We start from the raw sequence: 23,831 nt of genomic DNA, 5'->3' as shown, positions 1-23,831 counted from the left end.
CTGAGCCAATGTCTGAAAAGAAAAAAAATAGAATTACCAATACACTTGTCTTTATCTTATTGAGTATTGGAGCCATCTTCATGGTAGCTCCGTTACTATGGATGTTTTCCACTTCGCTTAAATCAAAGGAAGATGTCTTTGCCTTGCCGCCGGTTTGGATTCCTGAAACAATCTCATTTAGTAAATACACTGAAATTTGGAGTATGGGGCCGCTTTTAACCGGTATCAGCAATAGTTTAATCGTAGCCGTAACTGTAACAGTGATTGGAACATTTACATCCAGCTTAGCGGCGTTTGCTTTTTCGAAATTACACTTTGCTGGGAAAAATAAAATCTTCATGCTGTTATTTGCATCAGTAATGATTCCGTACCCTGTAGTTATGATTCCACAATTCATTATGTTCTCAAATATTGGCTGGATCGATAGTTTACTGCCATTAATCATCCCTGGGTTGTTTGGTAACATATTCATGATTTTCTTTTTACGCCAATTCTTAACCAGCATTCCAAATTCAATTATTGAAGCGGCGAAAATTGATGGATGCTCTTATTTCCAAATTTTTTATAAGATTATCTTCCCGTTAATCAAACCAGCGGTAGCTGCTCAGTTGATTCTATGGTTCATGGGAATCTGGAATGATTACTTAGGTCCAATTCTTTACTTGAACTCACCAGAAAAACAAACATTACAGTTAGTTATCGCAAACTTTAACGCATCATATGCGATTCAAAGTGACTACCCGCTGATCATGGCGGCTTCTATGGTAGCGTTACTGCCAATGTTAATCGTATTCATTATCTTCCAAAAACAGATTATCGAGTCCATTGCGATTTCTGGTGTAAAAGGTTGATCCAGATTATTTAAGTAGATTTCATAGTTTAATAGAAGGAAAACGAAAGGGCACTTATTATCAGTTGTATTTGATAAGTGCCTTTTGTTATATCGTGCCAATATTGGAGACTAAAAGATGAAAAATACAAAATTTGTACTGCTGGGTTTATTAATAGCTATTATCATTCCAGCTGCACTATTAACTTATCGACACTACCACCCTAAGGAAGATGATTTTACAGGAATTAAGCTGCCAAAAGCTCCTGCAGCCGCTCCGTTTAAAAATGTTAATACGGATGTTTTATACAATGAGAAGGAATGGACTACTAATTTCACTCATGATGGAACCATTATAAGGGCCGATGGCTGGTATTATGTGTTCTCCACAGATTATATGGTGGGAGCACCGCCGACTCCAGGGATTCAAATTAGGAAATCCAAAGATTTGATACATTGGCAATTTGTCGGACGTGTGTTTGAACAAGTATCCCAAGAAGCGTGGGATTGGACACATGGTACGACCTTTTGGGCACCAAATGCTATTAAAATAAATGGAAAATACTATTTATATTATTCCGTTTCTGAAGTAGGGAAAAGAAACTCTTATATTGGTTTAGCAACTAGCGACAAAATTGCAGGTCCATGGAAAGATGAAGGGGCTGTTTTTAAAACAAAAGAAGGTGACGGGAATACGGTAAACGCAATTGACCCTGCTGTCACTTTGGATAAAAATGGCCAGCCATGGATGGTCTATGGCTCCTATTTTGGCGGCATTTTTATTAGCAAAGTGGATAAAAACACAGGGAAATTAGTCAATCCAAACAATCAAGGAACACTTCTAGCACAAAGGAAAGATATGAACTTCGGGATTGAAGGCCCGGAAATAATCTATAACAAAAAAACAGGTTACTATTATTTAACTGTTTCCTATGACTGGCTGGAAGATACCTATAATGTGAGAGTGGGCCGCTCTAAGAATATCACAGGACCGTTTGTAGACTACAACGGTAGGGACATGATTGACCCAAGCGATGAATCTTTTAATACAGGGAATAAGATTGTCGGACCGTATTCGTTCGGTAACGACCCTGGCTGGCTTGGTACAGGACATAATGGTTTGCTGCAGGATGGAGAAAACTATTATCTCATTCACAATGCCAGAGCTGGAGAGGATAAATATTGGTCGCATTTGCATGTAAGGAAAATGGTCTGGACGGATGATGGCTGGCCGGTCGTTTCACCAGAACGATATGCAGGGGAGACAGAGCAAAAAGTGTCAGAGTCCAATTTAATTGGAGAATGGCAGCAAATTAGTTTAAATCGTTTTGATGATGGAGTCCAAAGGTCCACTAAGCTTCAGTTATTGGCTAACGGAAAAATCAAAGATGGTAAAGGAAAAAGTCAGTGGGAATTAACCGGTAAAAATACATTAAAGTTGTCTGTCTATGATCCGGGTAATGCTCCTGAAGACTATTGGGATATTACTGTCAAAGTCCTTCCAACATGGGATTGGGAGAACTGGAAAGGCACCTTGGCATTCACCGGGATGAATCAAGAAGGTACGGTTATCTGGGGGAAGAAAATCATAGCAAAGTAGAAGATAATAAAAGAATAGTTGGTATAAAGAAAACGTAAAGATAATATCTAAATCTCCAGATATTATCTTTACAATAATGATAAATAAAAAAAATAATAGAAAACTTGAATTAATTTTAAAAATACCATTGAAAAAAAATAGATAGATGGTAAAATTTAATCAAGGTTATACGTACAAGTTGAAGTTGTTCGGATAACTTGTAAGGATTAATGGTAAGCAGTTCATCCATGCTGCCTCACCTTGTACGTATAGCAAAATATACTTATAGAATCATTGGAAAAGCTATTAATCTTTCATGATGCATTAAAATTTTTTATATGATTTGTAAACGTATTCTTATGAAAGACAGATCACTTTCATCACGAAGTATACCATTGGTGAAGGAGGAGGAAACAGTATGTTAGAAAATTTGAAAAGAGAAGTTTTGGAAGCAAACCTAGCTCTCCCTAAACATGGTTTGGTTACATTTACTTGGGGAAATGTGAGCGGAATTGACCGTGAATCAGGTCTTGTCGTGATTAAACCAAGTGGTGTTCCATATGATGAGTTGAAAATCGATGATCTTGTTGTTTTAGATTTGGATGGAAACATCGTGGAAGGTACATTAAGACCTTCTTCAGATACACCAACACACTTAGCTTTATATCGGGCATTCCCGCAAATTGGCGGAATTGTGCATACTCACTCACCAGGGGCTACAAGCTGGGCACAAGCAGGACGTCCAATTCCTGCACTTGGGACAACACATGCGGATTATTTTTACGGAGAGATCCCATGTACCCGCACCTTGACTCAAGAGGAAATTGAACGAGGTTATGAGCTTGAAACAGGAAATGTAATCATTGAAACCTTTGAAAAACAAGGACTAGATCCTGTAGCCATGCCTGGAATCTTACTATCTGGTCATGCTCCATTTTCCTGGGGGAAAAATGCCGACCAAGCTGTTCACAATGCGGTTGTTCTAGAAGAAGTAGCCAAAATGGCACTAAATACTTTTATCTTAAACCCACAAATACAGCCTATCGACCAATACTTGCTTGATAAACATTATCTTCGCAAGCATGGAGCAAATGCCTATTACGGCCAAAAGTAGTTTAAGACGATTGACAAGGGCTGCCTTTGAAATGACTTGTACGGATGTCCTATTTTAGAAAACCAATTAACAATAAAAAGTATAAATATCTTCAATCCATTATTACTTAGGAGGAATTACAATGTTAACTACAAAAGCATATGAATTCTGGTTTGTAACAGGAAGTCAATTATTATACGGAGAAGATGTACTTCGCCAAGTAGAAGAAAACTCAAAAACAATTGTAAATGCATTGGATAAGGATCCTGCTGTTTCTTATAAATTAGTTTTTAAATCAGTCGTAAAAGATTCAGATTCCATCCGCAAATTGATCCTAGAAGCGAATGCGGATGAAAATTGTGCGGGTATCATTACTTGGATGCACACTTTCTCACCTTCTAAAATGTGGATTGCCGGACTTTCTTCTTTACAAAAGCCTTATCTGCATTTAGCTACACAATTTAATCGTGATATTCCATGGGATTCAATTGATATGGATTTCATGAACTTAAACCAAGCAGCTCATGGTGACCGTGAACATGGTTTCATTGCTGCACGCATGAAAGTAAAGCGTAAGGTAGTAGTAGGACATTGGGAAAACCAAGAAGTAAGAGAGCGCATTGGCAGCTGGATGAGAACAGCCGCTGCATTCCAGGAGAGCAAAAACCTTAAAGTTGCCAGATTTGGCGATAACATGCGCGAAGTCGCAGTAACTGAAGGGGATAAGGTAGAGGCACAAATCAAGTTTGGCTGGACAGTAAATGGTTATGGTGTAGGCGACCTTGTTCAACGTATGAATGATGTGACAGAGCAGGAAATTGATCAGTTAATGGCTGAATATGAAGAGAAATATGATATCACTCCAGAAGGATTGACTGATGGTCCAGTTCGCGATGCCATCCGTTATCAAGCAAGAATCGAGCTTGGTATGAAAGCATTCTTAACAGAAGGCGGTTACACTGCATTCACTACTACCTTTGAAGATTTACATGGAATCCGTCAGCTTCCTGGTTTAGCGTGTCAGCGTTTAATGGAACAAGGCTATGGCTTTGCTGGTGAAGGGGACTGGAAAACAGCTGCTCTTGTAAGATTGATGAAAATTATTGCAGGTAACGAAGGGACTTCCTTCATGGAAGATTATACGTATCATTTTGAGCCTGGAAATGAAATGGTTCTTGGTTCTCACATGCTTGAAGTTTGCCCAACTATCTCTGCTACTCGTCCGAAAATCGAAGTTCATCCACTTGGAATCGGCGGTAAAGAAGACCCTGCACGAATTGTATTTGATGGAAAAGGCGGCTTGTCAGCATTGAATGCAACCATCGTTGACCTTGGACATCGTTTCCGTCTGCTTGTAAATGAAGTAGATGCAATCGAGCTAGAAAAAGATATGCCAAAGCTTCCTGTTGCCCGTGTATTATGGAAGACCCAGCCATCTTTAAGTCAAGCGGTTGAAAACTGGATCCAAGCTGGCGGTGCACACCATACAGGTTTCTCCTATAAAGTAACGGTTGAACAGCTTAGAGACTTTGCTGAACTAGCTGGAATTGAATTCCTATTAATTAACAATGACACAAACACACATGCATTTAATAACGAAATCCGTTGGAACGACGTTATCTTTCGTTAATTAAAAAGTTTTAAATCTACTAAATAAAAAAACAGGGCTATTAGAAAATAATAGCCCTGATGTTAAGTTGAGACTAATTTCTATTGTAATAAAGGGGAGATACCTTTTGAGTCAAACAGTTGATAAATTGCAAGTAGAACAGCTTGCAGTCAATACCATTAGAACCCTAGCAATTGATGCAATCGAAAAAGCAAAATCCGGTCATCCGGGGATGCCAATGGGAATGGCGCCTGCTGGTCATGTTTTATGGTCAAAAGTCATGAATCATAACCCGGCAAACCCAACATGGTTTAACCGTGATCGCTTCGTTCTTTCTGCAGGTCATGGATCCATGCTTTTGTATAGTTTATTACATTTGAGTGGATATGAAGTATCACTTGAGGATTTAAAACAGTTCAGACAATGGGGAAGCAAAACCCCAGGGCATCCTGAATTTGGGCACACTGCAGGTGTAGATGCAACCACTGGTCCATTAGGTCAAGGTGTGGCCATGGGTGTAGGAATGGCGATGGCTGAAGCACATTTATCTTCGGTTTATAATCGTGAAAACTTCCCGCTTGTTGACCATTATACATATGCAATTTGCGGGGATGGCGACTTAATGGAAGGTGTTTCTGCTGAGGCGGCATCATTGGCCGGTCACCTGCAATTAGGAAAATTAGTTGTAATCTATGATTCTAACAATATCACACTAGATGGGGAAGCAAATCTTTCATTCTCTGAAAATGTGGCACAGCGCTTTGAGGCTTATGGCTGGCAAGTTCTTCGTGTCGAAGAGGAAAATAACTTAGCTGCCATTGAAGAAGCTCTTTTAGAGGCTAGAAAAGAGTTGAATAAACCTACCTTAATCGAGGTAAAAACGACTCTTGGCTACGGAAGCCCTAATAAAGGCGGAAAAGGCGGCCACCAAGGTACACATGGTTCACCGCTTGGTGCAGGGGAAGTAAAATTGACAAAAGAATTTTACGGCTGGCCGCAAGAAGACTTCTATATTCCAGAAGAAGTTAAAGAATACTGGAGCGAAGTGAAAACAAAAGGAATCGAAGCTAATCAGCAATGGGACCAATTATTAAGTCAATATAAGCAAGCGTTCCCAGAACTAGGTGAACGTCTTGAGAGAGAGCTTAAAGGCGAGCTTCCAGAAGATTGGGATCAGGAAGCACCTGTATATGAGAAAGGCACCTCTCTTTCTACTCGTGTCGCTTCCGGACAAGTATTAAATGGACTAGCAAGGAAAATTCCTAATCTAATTGGCGGTTCGGCAGACCTTGAATCATCAACGATGACACATATGAAAGACTTAGGCAGATTCGCTCCTGGCTCTTATGAAGGACGTAACGTTTATTATGGAGTGCGCGAGTTTGCAATGGGGGGCGTTGTAAATGGTATGGCCCTTCACGGCGGTGTGAAGCCATTCGGTTCTACGTTCTTTGTGTTCTCTGACTATCTTCGTCCAGCTATCCGGTTATCGGCACTAATGAACTTACCTGTTGTTTATGTCTTTACTCACGACAGTATTTTTGTCGGTGAAGATGGACCAACACATGAGCCAATAGAACAATTATCAGCTCTCCGCGGCATTCCAAATGTAACTGTGCTACGTCCAGCGGATGCCAATGAAACTGCTGCAGCCTGGAAATATGCAGTAACCAATCAAAATGGTCCTGTTGCGCTAGTTTTAACTAGACAAAATCTAACTGTTAACACGGATGCTGCTACGGCCGATGAACAAGTAAATAAAGGTGCGTATATTGCAGCAGACTGTGCAGCTGAAACACCTGTTGTTCAATTGATTGCTACTGGTTCTGAATTAAATCTAGCACTAGATGTTAAAGAGGGCTTAGAAAAAGAAGGAATCAGTACCCGTGTCATCAGCATGCCATCATGGGAACTATTTGATCAACAATCTCTTGAATACCAAGCATCCATCCTTAGAAACGATATTAAGCTTAACGTGGCGATTGAATTAGCTTCACCACAAGGCTGGGCACAATATGTTGGCAGAGAAGGGCTTGTCATTGGAATCAGCACATTTGGAGCTTCTGCACCTGGGGACAGAATTGCGAAAGAATATGGATTCACTCCTGAGTCCATCATTACAAAGATTAAAGAACGTATATAATCCTTTTCATTCTCAAAATAAGAAAAGCCGTTTTGTAACTATCTTAATAAAATTGGAGGCGTTTTTTGATGGGAAACAATGTAATTATCAACGCTGATATTCAAAAAGGAAAAATAAATAAAAACATCTATGGTCATTTTGCCGAACACCTTGGAAGATGTATATATGAAGGGATTTGGATTGGAGAGGATTCTTCCATCCCAAATACAAAAGGTATTCGTAATGACGTTTTAGCCGCATTGAAGAACATTAAAGTTCCAGTACTTCGCTGGCCGGGCGGATGTTTTGCCGATGAATACCACTGGAAAGATGGCATTGGTCCTAAGGAAAACCGTAAACGTATGGTTAATACCCACTGGGGCGGTGTCGTTGAAAACAACCACTTTGGTACTCACGAATTTATGCTTCTTTGTGAATTGTTAGAATGTGAACCATATATTTGCGGCAACGTTGGAAGCGGAACGGTTCAAGAAATGTCTGAGTGGGTTGAATATATGACTTTTGAAGGCGAATCACCAATGGCCAACTTGCGCAGTGAAAATGGACACGCGGAGCCTTGGAAATTAAAGTATTTCGGTGTAGGTAACGAAAACTGGGGCTGCGGCGGAAACATGCGTCCTGAATACTATGCAGATCTATATCGCCGTTATCAAACGTATGTAAGAAATTACGGAGATAACAAAATCTATAAGATTGCCGGCGGCGCTAATGTCGATGACTATAACTGGACAGAAGTATTAATGAAAAACGCTCACTGGTTAATGGATGGCTTAAGCCTTCACTATTACACGATCCCAGGTGAATTCTGGACAGGAAAAGGATCTGCGATCGATTTCCCTGAAGATGAATGGTTCATCACCATGAAAAAAGCGCTTCATATGGATGAGTTGATTACCAAGCACAGCACCATTATGGATAAATATGATCCACAAAAACGCATCGGCATGATCATTGATGAATGGGGTACATGGTTTGATGTTGAGCCAGGTACAAACCCAGGCTTCTTATATCAGCAAAATACGATCCGTGATGCATTAGTGGCCGGATTACACTTTAACATCTTCCACAATCATGCAGACCGTGTTCAAATGACAAATATTGCTCAGACCGTTAACGTATTACAAGCAATGATCCTGACTGAAGGCGAAAAGATGATCCTTACTCCAACGTATCATGTATTTGATATGTACAAAGTTCACCAGGATGCTGAAGTGTTAGCGGTTGATTCTTCATTTGGCACATACGAGTTAAACGGTGAAACCTTACCGCAAGTAACCGTATCTGCATCCAAAAATGCAGAAGGCAAGATTCACGTAAGCTTATGTAATATCGACCATCAAAACGGAGCTGAATTAGATTTAGACCTACGCGGCATTAAGGCAGCAAATACAAAGGTGACAGGCACCATTATCACTGCGGACACGATGAATGCTCATAATACATTTGAACAGCCGGATGTTGTGAAACCAGTAGAATTTACTGGTGTGACAGTTGAAGATAACAAATTAGCAATCAAACTTCCAGCTATGTCTGTTGTGACATTAGTTATTGAATAAGCTTATGATTGGAGCGGAAGGCGGCGAAGACTCCTGCGGGAGTACGGGGCAGGGGAGACCCCGCAGGCGCGAAACGCGCCGAGGAGGCTCCCCGGCACGCCCGCGGAAAGCGAAGCCGCCTGGAGCGCAAATCAACAAACCAATTTAACAAAGACATTGAATAAATAAGAAGGCGGGGAATGACAGTGAATCAAAAAAGTCTATGTAAGGGCTGCGTAGAAAGTGTCATGGTAACAGAAGAGGTCATTCAGGAGTTAGTAAAAGAAGCTGAAGAGAATCCATCTGTCATTGTTTCTGATGAGGTCTACCTAGCAAGACTAAAGACTTGCGAAGGCTGTCCTTCCCTGCAATATGGTACCACTTGTGCCCATAGCGGATGCATCGTCCGCTACCGGGCCAAGTTTAAAAACAAAAGCTGCCCGTTTGCAGGTAAACCCAAATGGGAAAAGGTCAGCTAACCGTTAATGAAAATAGTGATTTTTCCGTAAACAATTTGATAATGACTGGGAGGAAAAGTGAATTATGGCCAATAATAAAGCAAAAATGATTCTAGAAAAAGATTTCAAAGTATCTGAGATTGATAATCGTATCTATGGTTCTTTTATTGAACACTTAGGACGTGCTGTATATGGCGGGATTTATGAGCCAGGACATCCTCAAGCAGATGAAAATGGCTTCCGCCAAGACGTGATTGAAATGGTAAAAGAACTTCAGGTGCCGCTTGTCCGTTATCCAGGCGGAAATTTTGTATCCGGATACAATTGGGAAGATGGAGTAGGTCCTGTCGAAAGCCGCCCGCATCGTCTGGAATTAGCATGGCGCACAACCGAAACAAACGCAATGGGGACCAATGAGTTCATGAAGTGGGCTCAGCTTGTAAACGCAGATGTTAACATGGCCGTTAACCTTGGAACACGCGGCATTGATGCAGCTCGTAATTTAGTTGAGTACTGTAACCATCCTGGCGGTTCTTACTATAGTGACCTGCGAATCTCCCACGGAGTAAAAGAACCTTATAACATTAAAACATGGTGCTTAGGAAACGAAATGGACGGCCCATGGCAAATCGGCCACAAAACGGCTGCTGAATACGGCCGTCTTGCTCAGGAAACGGCTAAGGTAATGAAGTGGGTAGATCCATCCATCGAGTTAGTTGCCTGCGGAAGCTCAAACAGAAGTATGCCGACATTTGCTGATTGGGAAGCAACCGTTCTGGATCATACGTATGATCATGTAGAATTTATTTCGCTTCACCAATATTATGGCAATCGTGACAATGATATTTCCAACTATTTAGCTCTATCCTTGGAAATGGATGATTTTATTAAATCTGTTATTTCAATTGCCGATTATATCAAAGCGAAAAAACGAGGCAAAAAGAATATTAATCTATCTTTTGATGAGTGGAATGTTTGGTATCACAGCAATGAGCAGGATAAACAAATTAAACCTTGGAGCGTAGCACCTGCGCAATTAGAAGATATCTATAACTTCGAAGATGCCTTATTAGTAGGCTGTATGCTCATTACTTTGTTAAAACATGCGGATCGTGTGAAAATCGCCTGCCTAGCGCAATTAGTCAATGTTATTGCGCCAATCATGACAGAAAATAACGGTCCTGCTTGGAAGCAAACGATTTTCTATCCATATATGCATACATCTGTATTCGGCCGCGGAGTATCATTGAATCCGATCATCTCAAGTCCTAAGTATGATAGTAAGGACTTCACCGATGTTCCTTATTTAGAATCAACAGCTGTTTACAACGAAGAACAAGAAACACTAACCATCTTCGCGGTGAACCGTCACCTTCAGGAAGGACTAGACCTTGAAGTGGATATTAGAAACTTCGAAGGCTACGAAGTAGTTGAGCACATTGTCCTTGAAAATGACGATATTAAGCAAGCAAATTCCGCTGAGGGAACTCCAGTTGCACCACATTCTAAGGGAAATGCAAAGACTGAGAATGGCGGAGTAACAGCTATCCTTCCAAAATTATCTTGGAATGTGATCCGTTTAGCGAAACGTAAGTAAATTGTGTATTCCATATCCTCTTCATTCTTTTGATTAAGAGGATATGGACTATTTTTTATAAAGGCTGTGTTAAGGTTATTGGTGATTTACTATCCTCACGCAGAGGTTGGATTGCAAATTAACAGACAGGTTTAACACAGCCTTTTATATCATTAATAGACTGTGAAAGATTAGACATGGAGGAAAGGCAGGATTCAAATGAAGGTAATCCAAGAAAAATTCGGTCAATTAAATAACCAAATTGTCGATTCATTTACACTAGTAAACGATAACGGTATGGAACTTACATGTATTAATTACGGTTGTATCATTACAAAAATGAATGTTCCTGATAAAAATGGGAACTTTGAAAATATTGTCCTCGGGTATGACACATTAGATGAATATGTAAAGGGCAGTTGTTTTTTCGGAACGATTGTAGGAAGGGTAGCGGGCCGTATAGAAAGTGGAGCCTTTGAACTAAACGGAAAAACCTACACTCTGGCAAAAAATGAAAATAATAATCACCTCCATGGCGGAAATCAAGGGTTTGATAAAGTGATTTGGGATGCTGATGTGATCGAAAATGAACAAGAAATTGGTGTTCAATTTTCATACCTAAGTCCTGATGGGGAGGAAGGATACCCTGGAAATGTAACGATTAAGGTAACATATACACTTAATAATCAAAATGAACTAACCATTCGCTATTCAGGTTTTTCAGATGAAGATACATTATTAAATATGACCAATCATTCGTATTTTAATTTGAGCGGAAATATCAAACGGGATATTCTTAATCATACTCTATCAATTAAGAGTGATAAATTCCTAGAACTAAATGAAGAATTGCTTCCAACTGGAGAACTGCTGGATGTGAAAGGAACACCATTTGACTTTACTAGCGGAAGGTACATTCAAACGGGAGTCGACTCCACTCATCCGCAGAACATTTTAGCTGGAAATGGGTATGATCATCCGTTTTTATTATCAGCCAACCATGACGAAGAAATAATCCTTAAAGATTCAGAGAGCGGCCGAACATTGACAGTTGAAACCGATGAGCCAGGTGTGGTCGTTTACTCCGGGAACCAAATGAAAACAGACGGTGAAATCTACGGTGTTCCGTCCCGTAAATACCTTGGTATTTGTCTAGAAACCCAAGGGCTGCCGGATGCAATTCACCACCCTAATTTTCCTTCTTGGATCTTAGAAAAAGGCCAAGAGTATACAACTGTAACGAAGTATAAATTTGGAGTAATAACTAATAGTTAATATGAGGATTTAGGAAAAATGAGGTAGTCAAAGTTAATCTTCAGGATTAAGACAGTATAAAAAAAGAAAGGTGATTTATTATGCCAAAGGTTGATACATTAAAAAATCCAATTGTCGAGCAGCGTGCTGATCCTTGGGTATATAAACATACTGACGGTTATTATTACTTTACTGCTTCTGTGCCAGAATATGACCTCATTGAGGTTAGAAGGTCTGCAACTATTCAGGGGTTAGATGAGGCCGAACCAGTTGTTGTTTGGAGAAAACATGAAGAAGGTCCAATGAGCGCCAATATTTGGGCCCCGGAAATTCATTACATTGACGGAAAATGGTATATCTACTATGCGGCTGCCAGAGTAGATGAAATTTTTGATCATCGGATGTATGTGATTGAAAATGATTCAGAAAATCCTCTTGAAGGAACTTGGGTAGAAAAGGGACAAGTAAAGACTGATTGGGAGTCCTTCTCTCTTGATGCGACTACTTTTGAGCATAAGGGCCAACGATATTATGTTTGGGCACAAAGAGATCTGAAAATTGTCGGAAACTCCAATCTTTATATTGCAAAAATGGTTAATCCATGGACCATCGAAGGGCCGCAAGTCATGATTACGAAACCTGAATATGATTGGGAGACCATCGGCTTTTTAGTTAACGAAGGGGCCGCTGTCATAAAGAGAAACGGAAAAATCTTTATCTCTTATTCAGCGAGTGCTACCGATTACAATTATTGCATGGGCCTTCTTTCGGCTGATGAAAGCAGCGATCTATTAGACCCAGCCTCATGGAAAAAATCAGAGGCACCAGTTTTCCAGACAAACGAAGAAACAAGCCAGTATGGGCCAGGACATAACAGTTTCACCGTCTCTGAAGATGGCAGCCAAGATATTCTGATCTATCACGCCCGTAACTATAAGGAAATCGAGGGCGACCCGTTATGGGATCCTAACCGCCACACACGGGCTCAAGTGTTTACTTGGAACGAGGATGGCACACCTAATTTTGGTATCCCAGCAGCCGATGCAAAATAATTTACTATAGCTGACAACTTGTTTTGGAAGGAAGATTAAGATGGTAAAAGTAACAATCGAAGAAGCAAAAACAGCAAAAGATCTTGTGATCGAGCAAAGAGCGGATCCTTGGGTCTATAAACATGCAGACGGATACTATTACTTTACTGCATCGGTTCCTGAATATGACCAAATCGAGGTTAGACGTTCAAAAACAATTCAAGGCATTGCAGATGCTGAAACTGCAGTGGCTTGGAGGAAGCATGAAACAGGCCCGATGAGTGCACTGATTTGGGCGCCAGAGATCCATTACATTAATGACAGCTGGTACATTTATTACGCTGCGGCCCCATCGCAGGAAATCGTTGATGGACTTTTTCAACACCGGATGTTCGTGATTGAAAATAAATCGGCTAACCCATTAGAAGGAACATGGGAAGAAAAAGGACAAATTAAAACAGATTGGGAGTCATTTGCGTTGGATGCGACTTCTTTTGAGCATAACGGACAGCAATATCTTGTCTGGGCGCAAAAGGATCCTAACATCCGCGGCAATTCTAATCTTTATATTGCTCCGTTAGAAAACCCTTGGACCATTAAAGGGCCGCAAGTAATGATAGCTAAACCAGAATATGATTGGGAAACCATTGGATTCTGGGTAAATGAAGGGCCGGCTGTACTGAAGAAGAATGGGAAGATATTCATTTCCTTCTCTGGAAGTGCAACCGATGAAAATTATAGTATGGGTCTTCTTATGGCAGATGAATCAAGTGATGTACTGGATCCAAATTCTTGGACAAAATCAGAAGCACCTGTATTTAAAACATGTTATGAATCCGGTCAATATGGACCAGGACATAACAGTTTTACAGTTTCTGAAGATGGAAGCAAGGATATTCTCGTTTATCATGTAAGGAACTATACAGAAATCGTTGGCGATCCACTTTATGATCCAAACCGTCATACCTGTGCGAAAGAGTTTACCTGGAACCCTGACGGTACTCCAAACTTTGGATGCCCTAGCTAAACTGCCATAATGATGCGCAGAATAAATAGGTACAGTTAAAAAGGTTCATATCTTTTCGTTGATATGAATCTTTTTCTGTAGAAAGTGAAGAAAACGATGAGAAATACAATGGAACCAAATCATAGAAACATAACTTTACTTGCGATTACTTGGCCCATTTTTATTGAGCTTCTGCTGCAAATGATTATGGGGAGCACCGATACCATCATGCTGTCTCATATTTCCGATGATATTGTCGCCGCTGTCGGAGTCGCCAATCAACTTGTCTTTTTTTGCATTTTGATATTTAGTTTTACTGCGACTGGGACAGCTGTCCTTATTTCACAATATCTAGGGGCCGGACTAAGGGAAGGAGCTAAAAAAGCAGCTGCCATCTCTTTAACAATCAATTTGATGATTGGTGTAATCGTAAGTTGTTTAATGCTGATCTTTAAAGGTCCGTTATTAGAATTATTCCATCTAAAAGCAAATCTCGCCTCAATAGGATATGAGTATCTTTCCATTGTTGGTGGTACTTTATTTTTACAAGCTATTTTAGTGACCGTTTCTTCTATTCTTAGGGCGAATGGATTTACAAGAGAGGCTATGTTTGTATCGGTCAGTATGAATGTAATCCATCTAATTGGTAACAGTATAGTTATTTTTGGTTTATTTGGATTCCCTGAATTGGGGGTAAAAGGGGTAGCCTTCTCAACCGCCTTTAGCAGGGCCTCGGCTCTTATCATTGGATTCATTCTTATGTACAAGCGGCTGCCGATCACCATTAAACTCGAAGACTATCTTCATTTCGACTTAACGATTATAAGGAAGATTTTAAAAGTTGGTCTACCTGCTGCCGGGGAACAAATTAGCTATAATACCAGCCAAATGGCTATGACCGCGATTACGGCTCTTCTTGGAGCTGCCGCCTTATCTACTCGTGTTTATACTTGGAATATTATGTCCTTTATTATGTTGTTTGGCTTGGCACTGGGGCAGGGTACACAAATCCTAATAGGGTACCGTGTTGGTGCAGGGAAATATGAAGATGCCTATCGTCAATTATATAAAAGTCTCAAACCAAGCTTCATCATCTCTATTTTGGTTTCCATTTTAATATCTTTCTTCAGACAGGATTTAATGAGTTTGTTTACGAGTAATCAAGAAATTATTAAAACAGGCAGTACCTTATTATTATTATGTTTAATCCTTGAACCGGGAAGAACCTTCAATTTAATTTGTGTGAATTCACTTCGGGCGACTGGGGACGCTGCCTTTACTGTTAAAATGGGCGTTCTCTCCATGTGGGGGCTAGCTGTCCCTATATCCTATATTTTAGGAATTCATTATGGGCTGGGTTTAGCTGGAGTATGGACGGCCTTTATTGTAGATGAATGGTTTAGAGGGATTGTAATGTTTTTTAGATGGAAGAGCAGGAAATGGGAGAAGAAGGTATTGGTGGCAGATCAAAAGGCTAATGCTGTAGGTTCTTAATAATAGTATGTAAAATGGGAGGAAAATGAAGTGAAATACCGGAGAATTGGAAATAGTGGATTGAAAATTAGTGAAATTGGTTTAGGGAGCTGGCTAACCTATGGGAAGGCCGTTGAGAACAATACGGCATATGATTGTATTCATAAGGCCTATGAATTAGGAATTAATTTCTTTGATACTGCGAATGCCTATGAGGGCGGTAAGGCAGAAGAAGTCCTTGGCGAAGCACTTAAAGTGTATCCGCGCAGCAGTTATGTAGTTGCTACTAAACTATTTTTCCCAATGGGAGATAAGCCTAACCAGCGCGGCCTTTCCAGAAAACATATAGTCGAACAATGTGAGGCCAGTCTGAAACGCTTGGGGCTGGATTATATTGATTTATATCAATGCCACCGATTTGACCCAGAGGTCCCTGTCGAGGAAACACTCTATGCCCTAGATGATTTAATCAAACAAGGAAAGATTCTTTATGCTGGGGTCAGTGAATGGAGTGCCGCACAAATTGAAAAAGCAGTGGGGATAGGAAAGGCAAATCATTTGAGACCGCTCATCTCTAATCAGCCGATTTATAACATGTTTGAAAGATATATAGAAAAAGAAGTCTTACCGGTTTCCACAGAAAGAGGGATCGGACAAATTGTCTTTTCTCCATTGGCCCAAGGGGTCTTAACAGGAAAATATAAACCAAATACGGCGAAGCCAACAGACAGTCGGGCGGCAAATGATTCAACTAACTTTGTTATTAATAGCTATTTCAGGAATGATCTCCTTGAATGTGTTCAGAAATTAAACAATGTTGCTGAAGAGCTGGGAGTTACTTTGAGCCAGCTGGCACTAGCCTGGATCCTGCGCCATCCTAGTATTAGTTCAGCCATTATAGGAGCCAGCCGTCCACAGCAAGTCGAGGAAAATGTAAAAGCGGTTGATTTAGTTCTAGCTCATGATGTATTGGGCGAAATTGAAGCGATACTTGAAAAGGTAAAAGATTTTGCTCCGTTAAGATAGAAGAATCTTTGATACAGAATTACTATCACACTAAAATATGAAACTAGGTGATTTCGATGTCAGCTATTTATAAAAGTGGAGAAACTTTAATTGATGAAGTAAGGAAAACCAAAATTTATGAAGAGTCAGTTGCCTTTTGGAATTTGGGACAAGCAGGAATCCTCATAAAGGGAACAGAAGAGGACGGGCTCCTTTGTATTGATCCTTATTTAACAAGCAGCATTGAAGAAAATAATCCTGAGACAGAATTTAAGAGAGCATTCCCGCCTGTAATAGATTCAGTCATGCTAAAAGATTTGGATGGTGTGTTAATTACACACGGACATGATGATCATCTGGATCTATCAACACTCAAAGAAATTGGCAGAGTATCTGATTCAATGTTTGCCATCCCGGCGCCGCTAATCTCATCCGTACAAGGACAACTGGATCGTAAATATATACATCCTGCTAAAGATAGTGAATCCTTTACTATTAAGGGGTTTAAGATGACGCCAATCCCTGCTGCCCATACAGAATATAAAAAAGATTCGCTTGGAAATCATGAGTTATTAGGCTATTTTCTTGAGGTGAACGGAATCCGTCTTTTCCACAGCGGCGATACAATCGTTACTCCTGAACTAATTGAAAGAGTAAGAGAGTTTAGACCACATGTTGCTTTCTTGCCGATAAATGGAGCAGACTATTTCCGCACTTCACGTGAAATTGTCGGAAACATGAGCTTTAGAGAAGCCGCTGACTTTTCTGTAACTGTTGGGGCGGACCTAATTGTCCCGATTCATTATGATATGTTTCCTAATAACCGAGAGAACCCTGCTTATTTTGTCGATTACTTATTTCACAGATATCCAAACCAGAAATTTCATATGATGGTACAAGGTGAGAGATTCATATACCATAAATAACTTATGGGCGGCCCTTTGTATGGGTATTTCGTGCACAAAGGCAGTTGGCGATAGAATATCGGACGAAGGAAAAGGGCATGCTGAATTTGGCATGCTTTTTTCTTTCGTTAACAGAAATATTTAGGGTTCGATATTGTAAAAATAGGTATTTAATAGTAATGTAATAATTATTAATAAATATATTAATGATTACTATTAAGGTGGAGTACTCACATGAATCTAGATATATCTGAACAATCACTGCCTGTTTTTGAGGCGCTGGCCAGTAAGGTAAGAATGAGAATTATTCACCTTCTGGCGGAACAGCCTCGGAATGTCAAAGAACTCGCCCAAAGCTTAGAGCTTACCAGTGCGATCATGACCATGCATGTAAAAAAATTAGAAAAAGCGGGAATTATTCAGACTGAATTAATCTCTGGTAAAGGCGGGCTACAAAAAAAGTGTTACCTTGTAACTGAAAAAATGGAAGTATTATTTCCTTCAAAGAAAAGAGAAGTAAAGAAATTCCACGAAACAGAGGTATCAGTCGGTCATTATACTGATTTTACAATCGAACCTACTTGTGGAATTGCAACGACTGAAACGATTATCGGAGAATTTGATGATCCAAGATATTTTCTCCATTCGGATCGGATGAGTGCGAAGATTTTGTGGTTTGGAAAAGGATACGTTGAATATAAGCTGCCCAACTTTTTGCTTGGGAATCAGGAACCACGCGAGCTTGAAATATCGTTAGAACTTTCATCCGAGGCTCCCTTTACGAACAGTAATTGGCCTTCCGATATTCATTTTTTCCTCAATGATGTGGTATTAGGAAAGTGGACTAGTCCGGGAGATTTTGGAGACAGCCGAGGAAAATTTACACCTGATTGGTGGCCGAGTGAAGTCAACCAATATGGCTTGCTTAAACGGCTTCGGATAACATCAGACGGTACCTTTATTGATGGGCTAAAGATATCAGATGTTAGTCTTGATGACGTTAGTATACGCGAGAAGCAATGGACCTTTCGAATTGCTGTCCTAGAAGAGAGTCAGAATGTTGGTGGAGTCACCCTCTTTGGAACAGGATTTGGAAATTATAATCAAGATCTCGTTTTCCGCCTCTATTATAATGATAGCGAAACGACTAAAGAAGACCTGGTGAAAATGACAAGCGAATAAAAAATCGTACGGATATTGGATATCCGTACGATTTTTTATTGAAATTATTGTCCTGCTTGAGATAATTGCGTCACTTGCGCTGGAGTAAGGGCGCCATTAAAGATTTTTAATTCGTCCATTGCTCCTTTGAATGGAGTATCCCACCAGTTGACACCTAAACTAAAGCTGGCATCTTTAGTAGTGAAGATATCTGAGAAGTTTGAACCTGTGAACTTTTCAATGCCATTAACGTAAACTTTAATGGCCCCGTTATCAACACTAAAAGCCAAATGTGACCATTGGCCGGTTGGAACGGTTAACCCTGCAGGAGCATCATACCATCTGGCACTGCCTGACCAGATCATTGTATTTCCACCTGCTGGACCATTTGGAACAAGGCTGACCCAGCTGTTAGGGTTTGCTGCTCCAAAGAAGGTGGTGGTATACATGGTTAATTGTTCAGGTTTTACCCATAATGAAACAGAATATTTATTGCTGGAAATTAACCCATTTGGTAAACGAACTCCAGAAGCTCCATTAAAGACAGCTGCCTTTCCGCTTTTACCGTCAGAATAAGAAATAGCTCCACCAGTATTATCAATTCTATTTCCCGTAACACTTCCTGCACCAAAAGCACCTGTTGTATCATTTAAGTTATTTTCAAACGAGTATTGAGCCGCTAAACTTGCTACTTCGTAAGGTATAACCTTAACGTTAAATACTTTAGTCGCAGTTATATCACCTTTAGTGATGGTTGCTGTAAGGGTTGCTGTAACAGGAGAAGAACCTGCCTCTGGCCGGGTAATTACACCTGTATTTGTCACAACACTTGCATTTGAAGTATCCCAAGTAATTGTCGCACTTTGCGTACCTTCTGTTGGAAGTGTCAAATTCGAAATAACCTTTTCAGTGTCACCAAGATTTAAGTCATTCACAATAGCTGTTACTACTTCTTGGTCTGTTTTATTTTCTAGTTTACTGCCCCAAACCGAAATTCCTTCATTTGATAGGGCTGTAAATGTCATCACATTCGTCTTTGAAACAGGATCATATTCTCTGACAAATACACCGTTATAGATATGACCATCAATGGTCAGTTCCGCGATGTTATGGCTTGTTTTCTTCCATGTACCAGTTACTTCGCCGGTAATGGTTCCATCTTCATTTAAACGGATGAAAACAGATTTATGAATCGCTGCTGAATACTCTTTTCCTTGATTAATAAACTTATAATCACCAATGAGGTCTTGTCTATTAACCTTATCTAACGTTTCACCAGTATAACGGTATGGTGCAACCACCGGCCAGCCATCTTTATTCATAAACATCTGGTGAACACGAACCTCATGATATTCACCTGATTGCGGGAAGCGGCTGTGGAATACCAAGAATTGCTGCCCTGTTTTCGGATCTAAGTACACAGAGTTGTGTCCTGGAGAAAGGTAACCGACACCAATTCCTGAACCAGGATCGCCAACTTTTCGTTCAAACAAGAAGTTCCCCATGATTTTATTTCCATAAGGGGTATTTGCCACATTACCTGGTAAGACTGCATTTTGTCCTGATGCATCTAAATAAGGACCATCCGCACTTTTAGAACGGAACTGTCTCATATTATAGCCGCCGTCAGCTCCTAACCAGCCGTACGTTACGTATAAATAATAGTAGTCCGTGTTCTTATCATAGACGATATAAGGACCTTCACCGGATTTAGTATATCCACCTGCTATTTTTGTACCAAAATAACGGTCAATTAGACGGCCGTCAGCTGTCTTTCCGTCTTTACCTGGATAAATGGCTTTACCTGTTTTTTCATCAATCTCGAGGAGAAAAATTCCACCTGACCAGGAACCATAAGTCATCCATAGTTTTCCGTCTTTATCATAGAATACTGTCGAGTCGATTGCATTTGGGAAATTGCTGTTATTGAAAGAGCCATTAGAATTAAACCAGCCAGCTCTTGGTCCTTCTAACGTTCCATTATCAACAAGTTCACCAATGTTGGTATTGGTCCATTTTTTATTAACGGTACTATTTGCATCCGTTGCATCATTTTCTGTAAAACCAGAGTAAACGATAGTGTCCCCATATTTATATGGACCTTCAATATTTTGTGATACGGCAAAACCAATCGCAGAACGGATATACGTAGAGGAAGCACTATAATAAATCATGTAAGCGCCCTTTGAACCGTCCTCATTTACATAATTTTTGTTGTAGAAAACATCCGGGGCCCAAACCGCAAAGCCGCCTTTACTATCAGAATCATTTTCCCCTGCCCATTTAAAAGAACCAGCAAGATTCTTTGATAGATCTCCATATATTGCATTATTAGGAGTTGTATATCCATTCGTAAATGTTTGCCAATGAATCAAATCAGTAGATTTGGCAGCCTCAATATGAGAGCCAAACACATAAAACGTATCACCATCTTTTACAATCGATGGGTCATGGACTGAGACATTTTGAAAATTGGGATCTACACCTGGGTAATCAAGGTTGGGCTTATTACTGTTATCACTAGGCTGCGGGTCAGATGGATTCTGAGCCTCTCCAAAGACCGCACTGGGTATTAACAATAGGAGCATCAAGAACAAAAATGAAAACCTTTTAAACATACGTTTACTCATTAAATTTTCTCCCTTCCTATTTATCCTAAATAACCGCTTACATTTTTCGTCAATATTAGTGAAAATATTAACGAATTAATATTAATATAAATTAATAAAATACTCATGGGTATATTCTCTTATTTTTTGAATTTATTAAAATATAAAATATTAAGTAGTAGATAGTAAATTTACAGTAAAACAAATAAGGAGGCCCTTCTATTTATAAAGTTAATTTGCTAATATTATTATTAAGTAATTAACTAAAACATTATTAGTAAGGGTGGAAATACGATGACTAGGACGGAACAATTCGGTGGAATTAACTTTTATGAAATAGATTGGAAATTACAAGGCGATTTATGGGCTCATGATCCGGTCATTGCCAGGGAAGATTCTCGTTGGTATATATTTCATACTGGGAGCGGTATACAAATTAAATCCTCTGAGGACGGTGTGAAATGGAAACAGGAGGGTCCTATATTTACCTCTTTACCAGAGTGGACAAAAGAGTATGTACCAGAAAAAGACGAAGATAGTATCTGGGCACCGGACATTTATTTCCATAATGGTGTTTACTATATTTATTACTCTGTCTCTACCTTTGGAAAAAATACTTCAGCAATCGGTTTGGTAACTAATACCACCCTTAATCCGCAACATCCAGAGTATGAGTGGAAGGATAGAGGACATGTTATCCATTCTACCGAATCTGATAACTTTAATGCAATTGATGCCAATTTAATATTTGATGAAGAAGGCCGGCCATGGTTGAATTTTGGATCCTTTTGGTCAGGCATTAAACTGATTAAACTGGATCCAATTACAATGAAGCCGGCAGAAAATGCCGAGTTACTGTCTATTTCTAGTAGAACGGAACAGCCAAATACCATCGAGGCTCCGTTTATTGTCTACAAAGAAGGTTATTATTATCAGTTTGTCTCATTTGATTTTTGCTGCCGCGGTATTGAAAGTACCTATAAAATCGTTGTCGGAAGGGCAAAAGATATTACCGGGCCTTATTATGACAAAGTTGGGGTTTCAATGATGGAGGGAGGCGGAACGCTGATTGACGCAGGTGATGACCGCTGGATTGGTCCTGGTCATTGCGCCGTTTATTTTTCTGGGGAATCCAGTCTGCTTGTAAATCATGCTTACGATGCTTTGAAAAAGGGCAAGCCAACCTTACAAATTAGACCTCTATACTGGGGTGAAGATGGATGGCCGCATATTGATAAATAAATAAACTGTTGAAAAGGGGCTGTCTAAAGGGATAGGGAACTGACTGACTGTTTGTCAGCCCCTCTATTTTATTAAACCAGTATTCTTAAATGCATAATGTAAAAGTAGGAAAATTTTAAAACGCTTACATTTAGTTTTATTCCTTATTTTTTAATTGGTATAATGGAAAAAATGAAATACTTATTCCCACAAAATCCTACCGTGCAGGTGACATCTACGATCTATTGGATTAGTTTCATTCTATTTTTTATAACGTTGATGGAGGGATAGCAGTGAATTATCGAGTTCTAGGAAAAACAGGATTGAAAGTTTCTGAGATAGGATATGGAGCTTGGGGGATTGGGAACACTGGATGGCTTGGTGCCAAAGATGATGAATCTTTAAAGGCATTGCACAAATCGATTGACCTAGGTCTGAATTTTATTGATACCGCATTAGGTTATGGAAACGGGCACAGTGAGCGTTTAGTGGGACAAGTAATCAGAGAACGTCAAGAAACCATCTATGTATCTACCAAAATACCACCTAAAAATAGAATTTGGCCTGCTCAGCCCGGTGTTATTTCAGCAGAAGCATTCCCTAAAGAATATATTATTTCTTGTACAGAGGAAAGTTTACGGAATCTTGGTCTAGAAACAATCGATGTTCAACAGTTTCATGTTTGGTCAGATGAATGGGTCAATCAAGGAGATTGGCTTGAAGCAATAGAACAACTAAAGAACCAAGGGAAGATCAAATATTTTGGAGTTTCTATTAATGATCATCAGCCTGAAAATGCGATCAAGCTCATTGAGACAGGCCTTGTTGATACTGTTCAAGTTATCTATAACATTTTTGACCAAAGCCCAGAGGATGCCCTGTTGCCAGCTTGTGAGAAACATAATGTTGGAGTGATCGTTCGTGTACCTTTAGATGAAGGCGGTCTCACGGGGAGAATTACCCCGGAAAGCCAATTTGAAGAGGGGGATTTTAGAAATAATTATTTTAAGAATGAAAGGAAACTGGAGGTTTACAACCGTGTTGAAAATATAGTCACGGATTTGAATATTTCGGTGGATGATATGGCTGAAACCGCATTAAGATATATTCTCAGCCATCCTGCTGTATCGACTGTTATACCTGGAATGCGTTCCATAAGAAATGTGGAAAGAAATTGTAAGGTTGGAGACGGAAAGGGGCTTTCTTTAGTAACAGTTGAAAAATTAAAATCCCATAGATGGGTTCGTAATTTTTACCAAGCTTAAATGATTTTGAGATTCCAATAATCTCTTAATATATTAAAGGAAAAAATTAATCGAGTGGGATTCTTAGTACTAGGAGGAA

Annotated in this window: 18 protein-coding genes; 17 read left to right on the top strand and 1 reads right to left on the bottom strand. The window is 39.8% G+C overall.

Annotated elements, in window-relative coordinates; translation table 11 throughout:
* Nucleotides 1-8: 8 nt before the first annotated feature.
* The 15 genes from GXK58_RS17255 to GXK58_RS17185 all read left to right on the top strand — a co-directional run bounded on the left by GXK58_RS17255 (nt 9) and on the right by GXK58_RS17185 (nt 18,678).
* On the top strand, nt 9-851 hold the full coding sequence (locus GXK58_RS17255) for a carbohydrate ABC transporter permease (RefSeq protein WP_160724454.1): 843 nt from the start codon (nt 9-11) through the stop codon (nt 849-851).
* Nucleotides 852-968: 117 nt separating this feature from the next.
* On the top strand, nt 969-2,429 hold the full coding sequence (locus tag GXK58_RS17250) for an arabinan endo-1,5-alpha-L-arabinosidase (RefSeq protein ID WP_160724408.1): 1,461 nt from the start codon (nt 969-971) through the stop codon (nt 2,427-2,429).
* 397 nt (nt 2,430-2,826) lie between these two features.
* Nucleotides 2,827-3,522, top strand: a complete 696-nt coding sequence (gene araD / locus GXK58_RS17245) for an L-ribulose-5-phosphate 4-epimerase (protein WP_160724407.1) — start codon at nt 2,827-2,829, stop codon at nt 3,520-3,522.
* A gap of 121 nt (nt 3,523-3,643) precedes the next feature.
* A complete protein-coding gene (gene araA, locus GXK58_RS17240; RefSeq protein WP_160724406.1) occupies nt 3,644-5,131 on the top strand; it encodes an L-arabinose isomerase in 1,488 nt (495 codons plus the stop codon).
* Nucleotides 5,132-5,237: 106 nt separating this feature from the next.
* Nucleotides 5,238-7,253 (top strand): transketolase, encoded by a 2,016-nt coding sequence (gene tkt, locus GXK58_RS17235; RefSeq protein WP_160724405.1) that lies wholly within the window; start codon nt 5,238-5,240, stop codon nt 7,251-7,253.
* A gap of 68 nt (nt 7,254-7,321) precedes the next feature.
* Nucleotides 7,322-8,809 carry an alpha-N-arabinofuranosidase gene (locus tag GXK58_RS17230; protein ID WP_160724404.1) on the top strand — a complete coding sequence of 496 codons (1,488 nt, stop codon included), beginning with the start codon at nt 7,322-7,324 and terminating at the stop codon, nt 8,807-8,809.
* Nucleotides 8,810-8,988: 179 nt separating this feature from the next.
* Nucleotides 8,989-9,267, top strand: coding sequence for a DUF6171 family protein (locus GXK58_RS17225; protein ID WP_160724403.1), 279 nt, complete (start codon nt 8,989-8,991; stop codon nt 9,265-9,267).
* Nucleotides 9,268-9,331: 64 nt separating this feature from the next.
* On the top strand, nt 9,332-10,843 hold the full coding sequence (gene arfA, locus GXK58_RS17220) for an arabinosylfuranosidase ArfA (RefSeq protein ID WP_160724402.1): 1,512 nt from the start codon (nt 9,332-9,334) through the stop codon (nt 10,841-10,843).
* Nucleotides 10,844-11,041: 198 nt separating this feature from the next.
* Entirely contained in the window at nt 11,042-12,097 is a 1,056-nt protein-coding gene (locus tag GXK58_RS17215) for an aldose epimerase family protein (protein ID WP_160724401.1), read from the top strand.
* 80 nt (nt 12,098-12,177) lie between these two features.
* Nucleotides 12,178-13,128, top strand: coding sequence for a glycoside hydrolase family 43 protein (locus tag GXK58_RS17210; protein WP_160724400.1), 951 nt, complete (start codon nt 12,178-12,180; stop codon nt 13,126-13,128).
* A gap of 40 nt (nt 13,129-13,168) precedes the next feature.
* Entirely contained in the window at nt 13,169-14,134 is a 966-nt protein-coding gene (locus tag GXK58_RS17205; protein ID WP_160724399.1) for a glycoside hydrolase family 43 protein, read from the top strand.
* A gap of 96 nt (nt 14,135-14,230) precedes the next feature.
* Complete coding sequence (locus GXK58_RS17200) at nt 14,231-15,607, top strand: MATE family efflux transporter (RefSeq protein WP_237389704.1); 1,377 nt, start codon at nt 14,231-14,233, stop codon at nt 15,605-15,607.
* A 30-nt stretch (nt 15,608-15,637) separates the two neighbouring features.
* Entirely contained in the window at nt 15,638-16,612 is a 975-nt protein-coding gene (locus GXK58_RS17195) for an aldo/keto reductase family protein (protein WP_160724398.1), read from the top strand.
* Nucleotides 16,613-16,668: 56 nt separating this feature from the next.
* Entirely contained in the window at nt 16,669-17,517 is an 849-nt protein-coding gene (locus tag GXK58_RS17190) for an MBL fold metallo-hydrolase (RefSeq protein WP_160724397.1), read from the top strand.
* Nucleotides 17,518-17,730: 213 nt separating this feature from the next.
* Nucleotides 17,731-18,678 carry an ArsR/SmtB family transcription factor gene (locus tag GXK58_RS17185; RefSeq protein WP_160724396.1) on the top strand — a complete coding sequence of 316 codons (948 nt, stop codon included), beginning with the start codon at nt 17,731-17,733 and terminating at the stop codon, nt 18,676-18,678.
* Between the two features lie 44 nt (nt 18,679-18,722).
* Here GXK58_RS17185 and GXK58_RS17180 read toward each other — a convergent pair whose 3' ends face one another.
* Nucleotides 18,723-21,287 (bottom strand): LamG-like jellyroll fold domain-containing protein, encoded by a 2,565-nt coding sequence (locus tag GXK58_RS17180; protein WP_160724395.1) that lies wholly within the window; start codon nt 21,285-21,287, stop codon nt 18,723-18,725.
* A 273-nt stretch (nt 21,288-21,560) separates the two neighbouring features.
* On the opposite strand from GXK58_RS17180, the gene GXK58_RS17175 reads away from it, so the two are divergent.
* Nucleotides 21,561-22,508: a family 43 glycosylhydrolase gene (locus GXK58_RS17175; RefSeq protein WP_160724394.1), complete on the top strand. Its 948-nt coding sequence runs from the start codon at nt 21,561-21,563 to the stop codon at nt 22,506-22,508.
* A gap of 272 nt (nt 22,509-22,780) precedes the next feature.
* Nucleotides 22,781-23,752, top strand: a complete 972-nt coding sequence (locus GXK58_RS17170) for an aldo/keto reductase (RefSeq protein ID WP_160724393.1) — start codon at nt 22,781-22,783, stop codon at nt 23,750-23,752.
* Nucleotides 23,753-23,831: the final 79 nt, after the last annotated feature.

Source organism: Bacillus sp. USDA818B3_A (assembly GCF_009928415.1).
In the GTDB taxonomy this organism is placed as follows: Bacteria; Bacillota; Bacilli; order Bacillales; family Cytobacillaceae; genus Neobacillus.
Note: the sequence above shows the minus strand (reverse complement) of the source record. Positions and strands in the feature narration are given on the sequence as shown.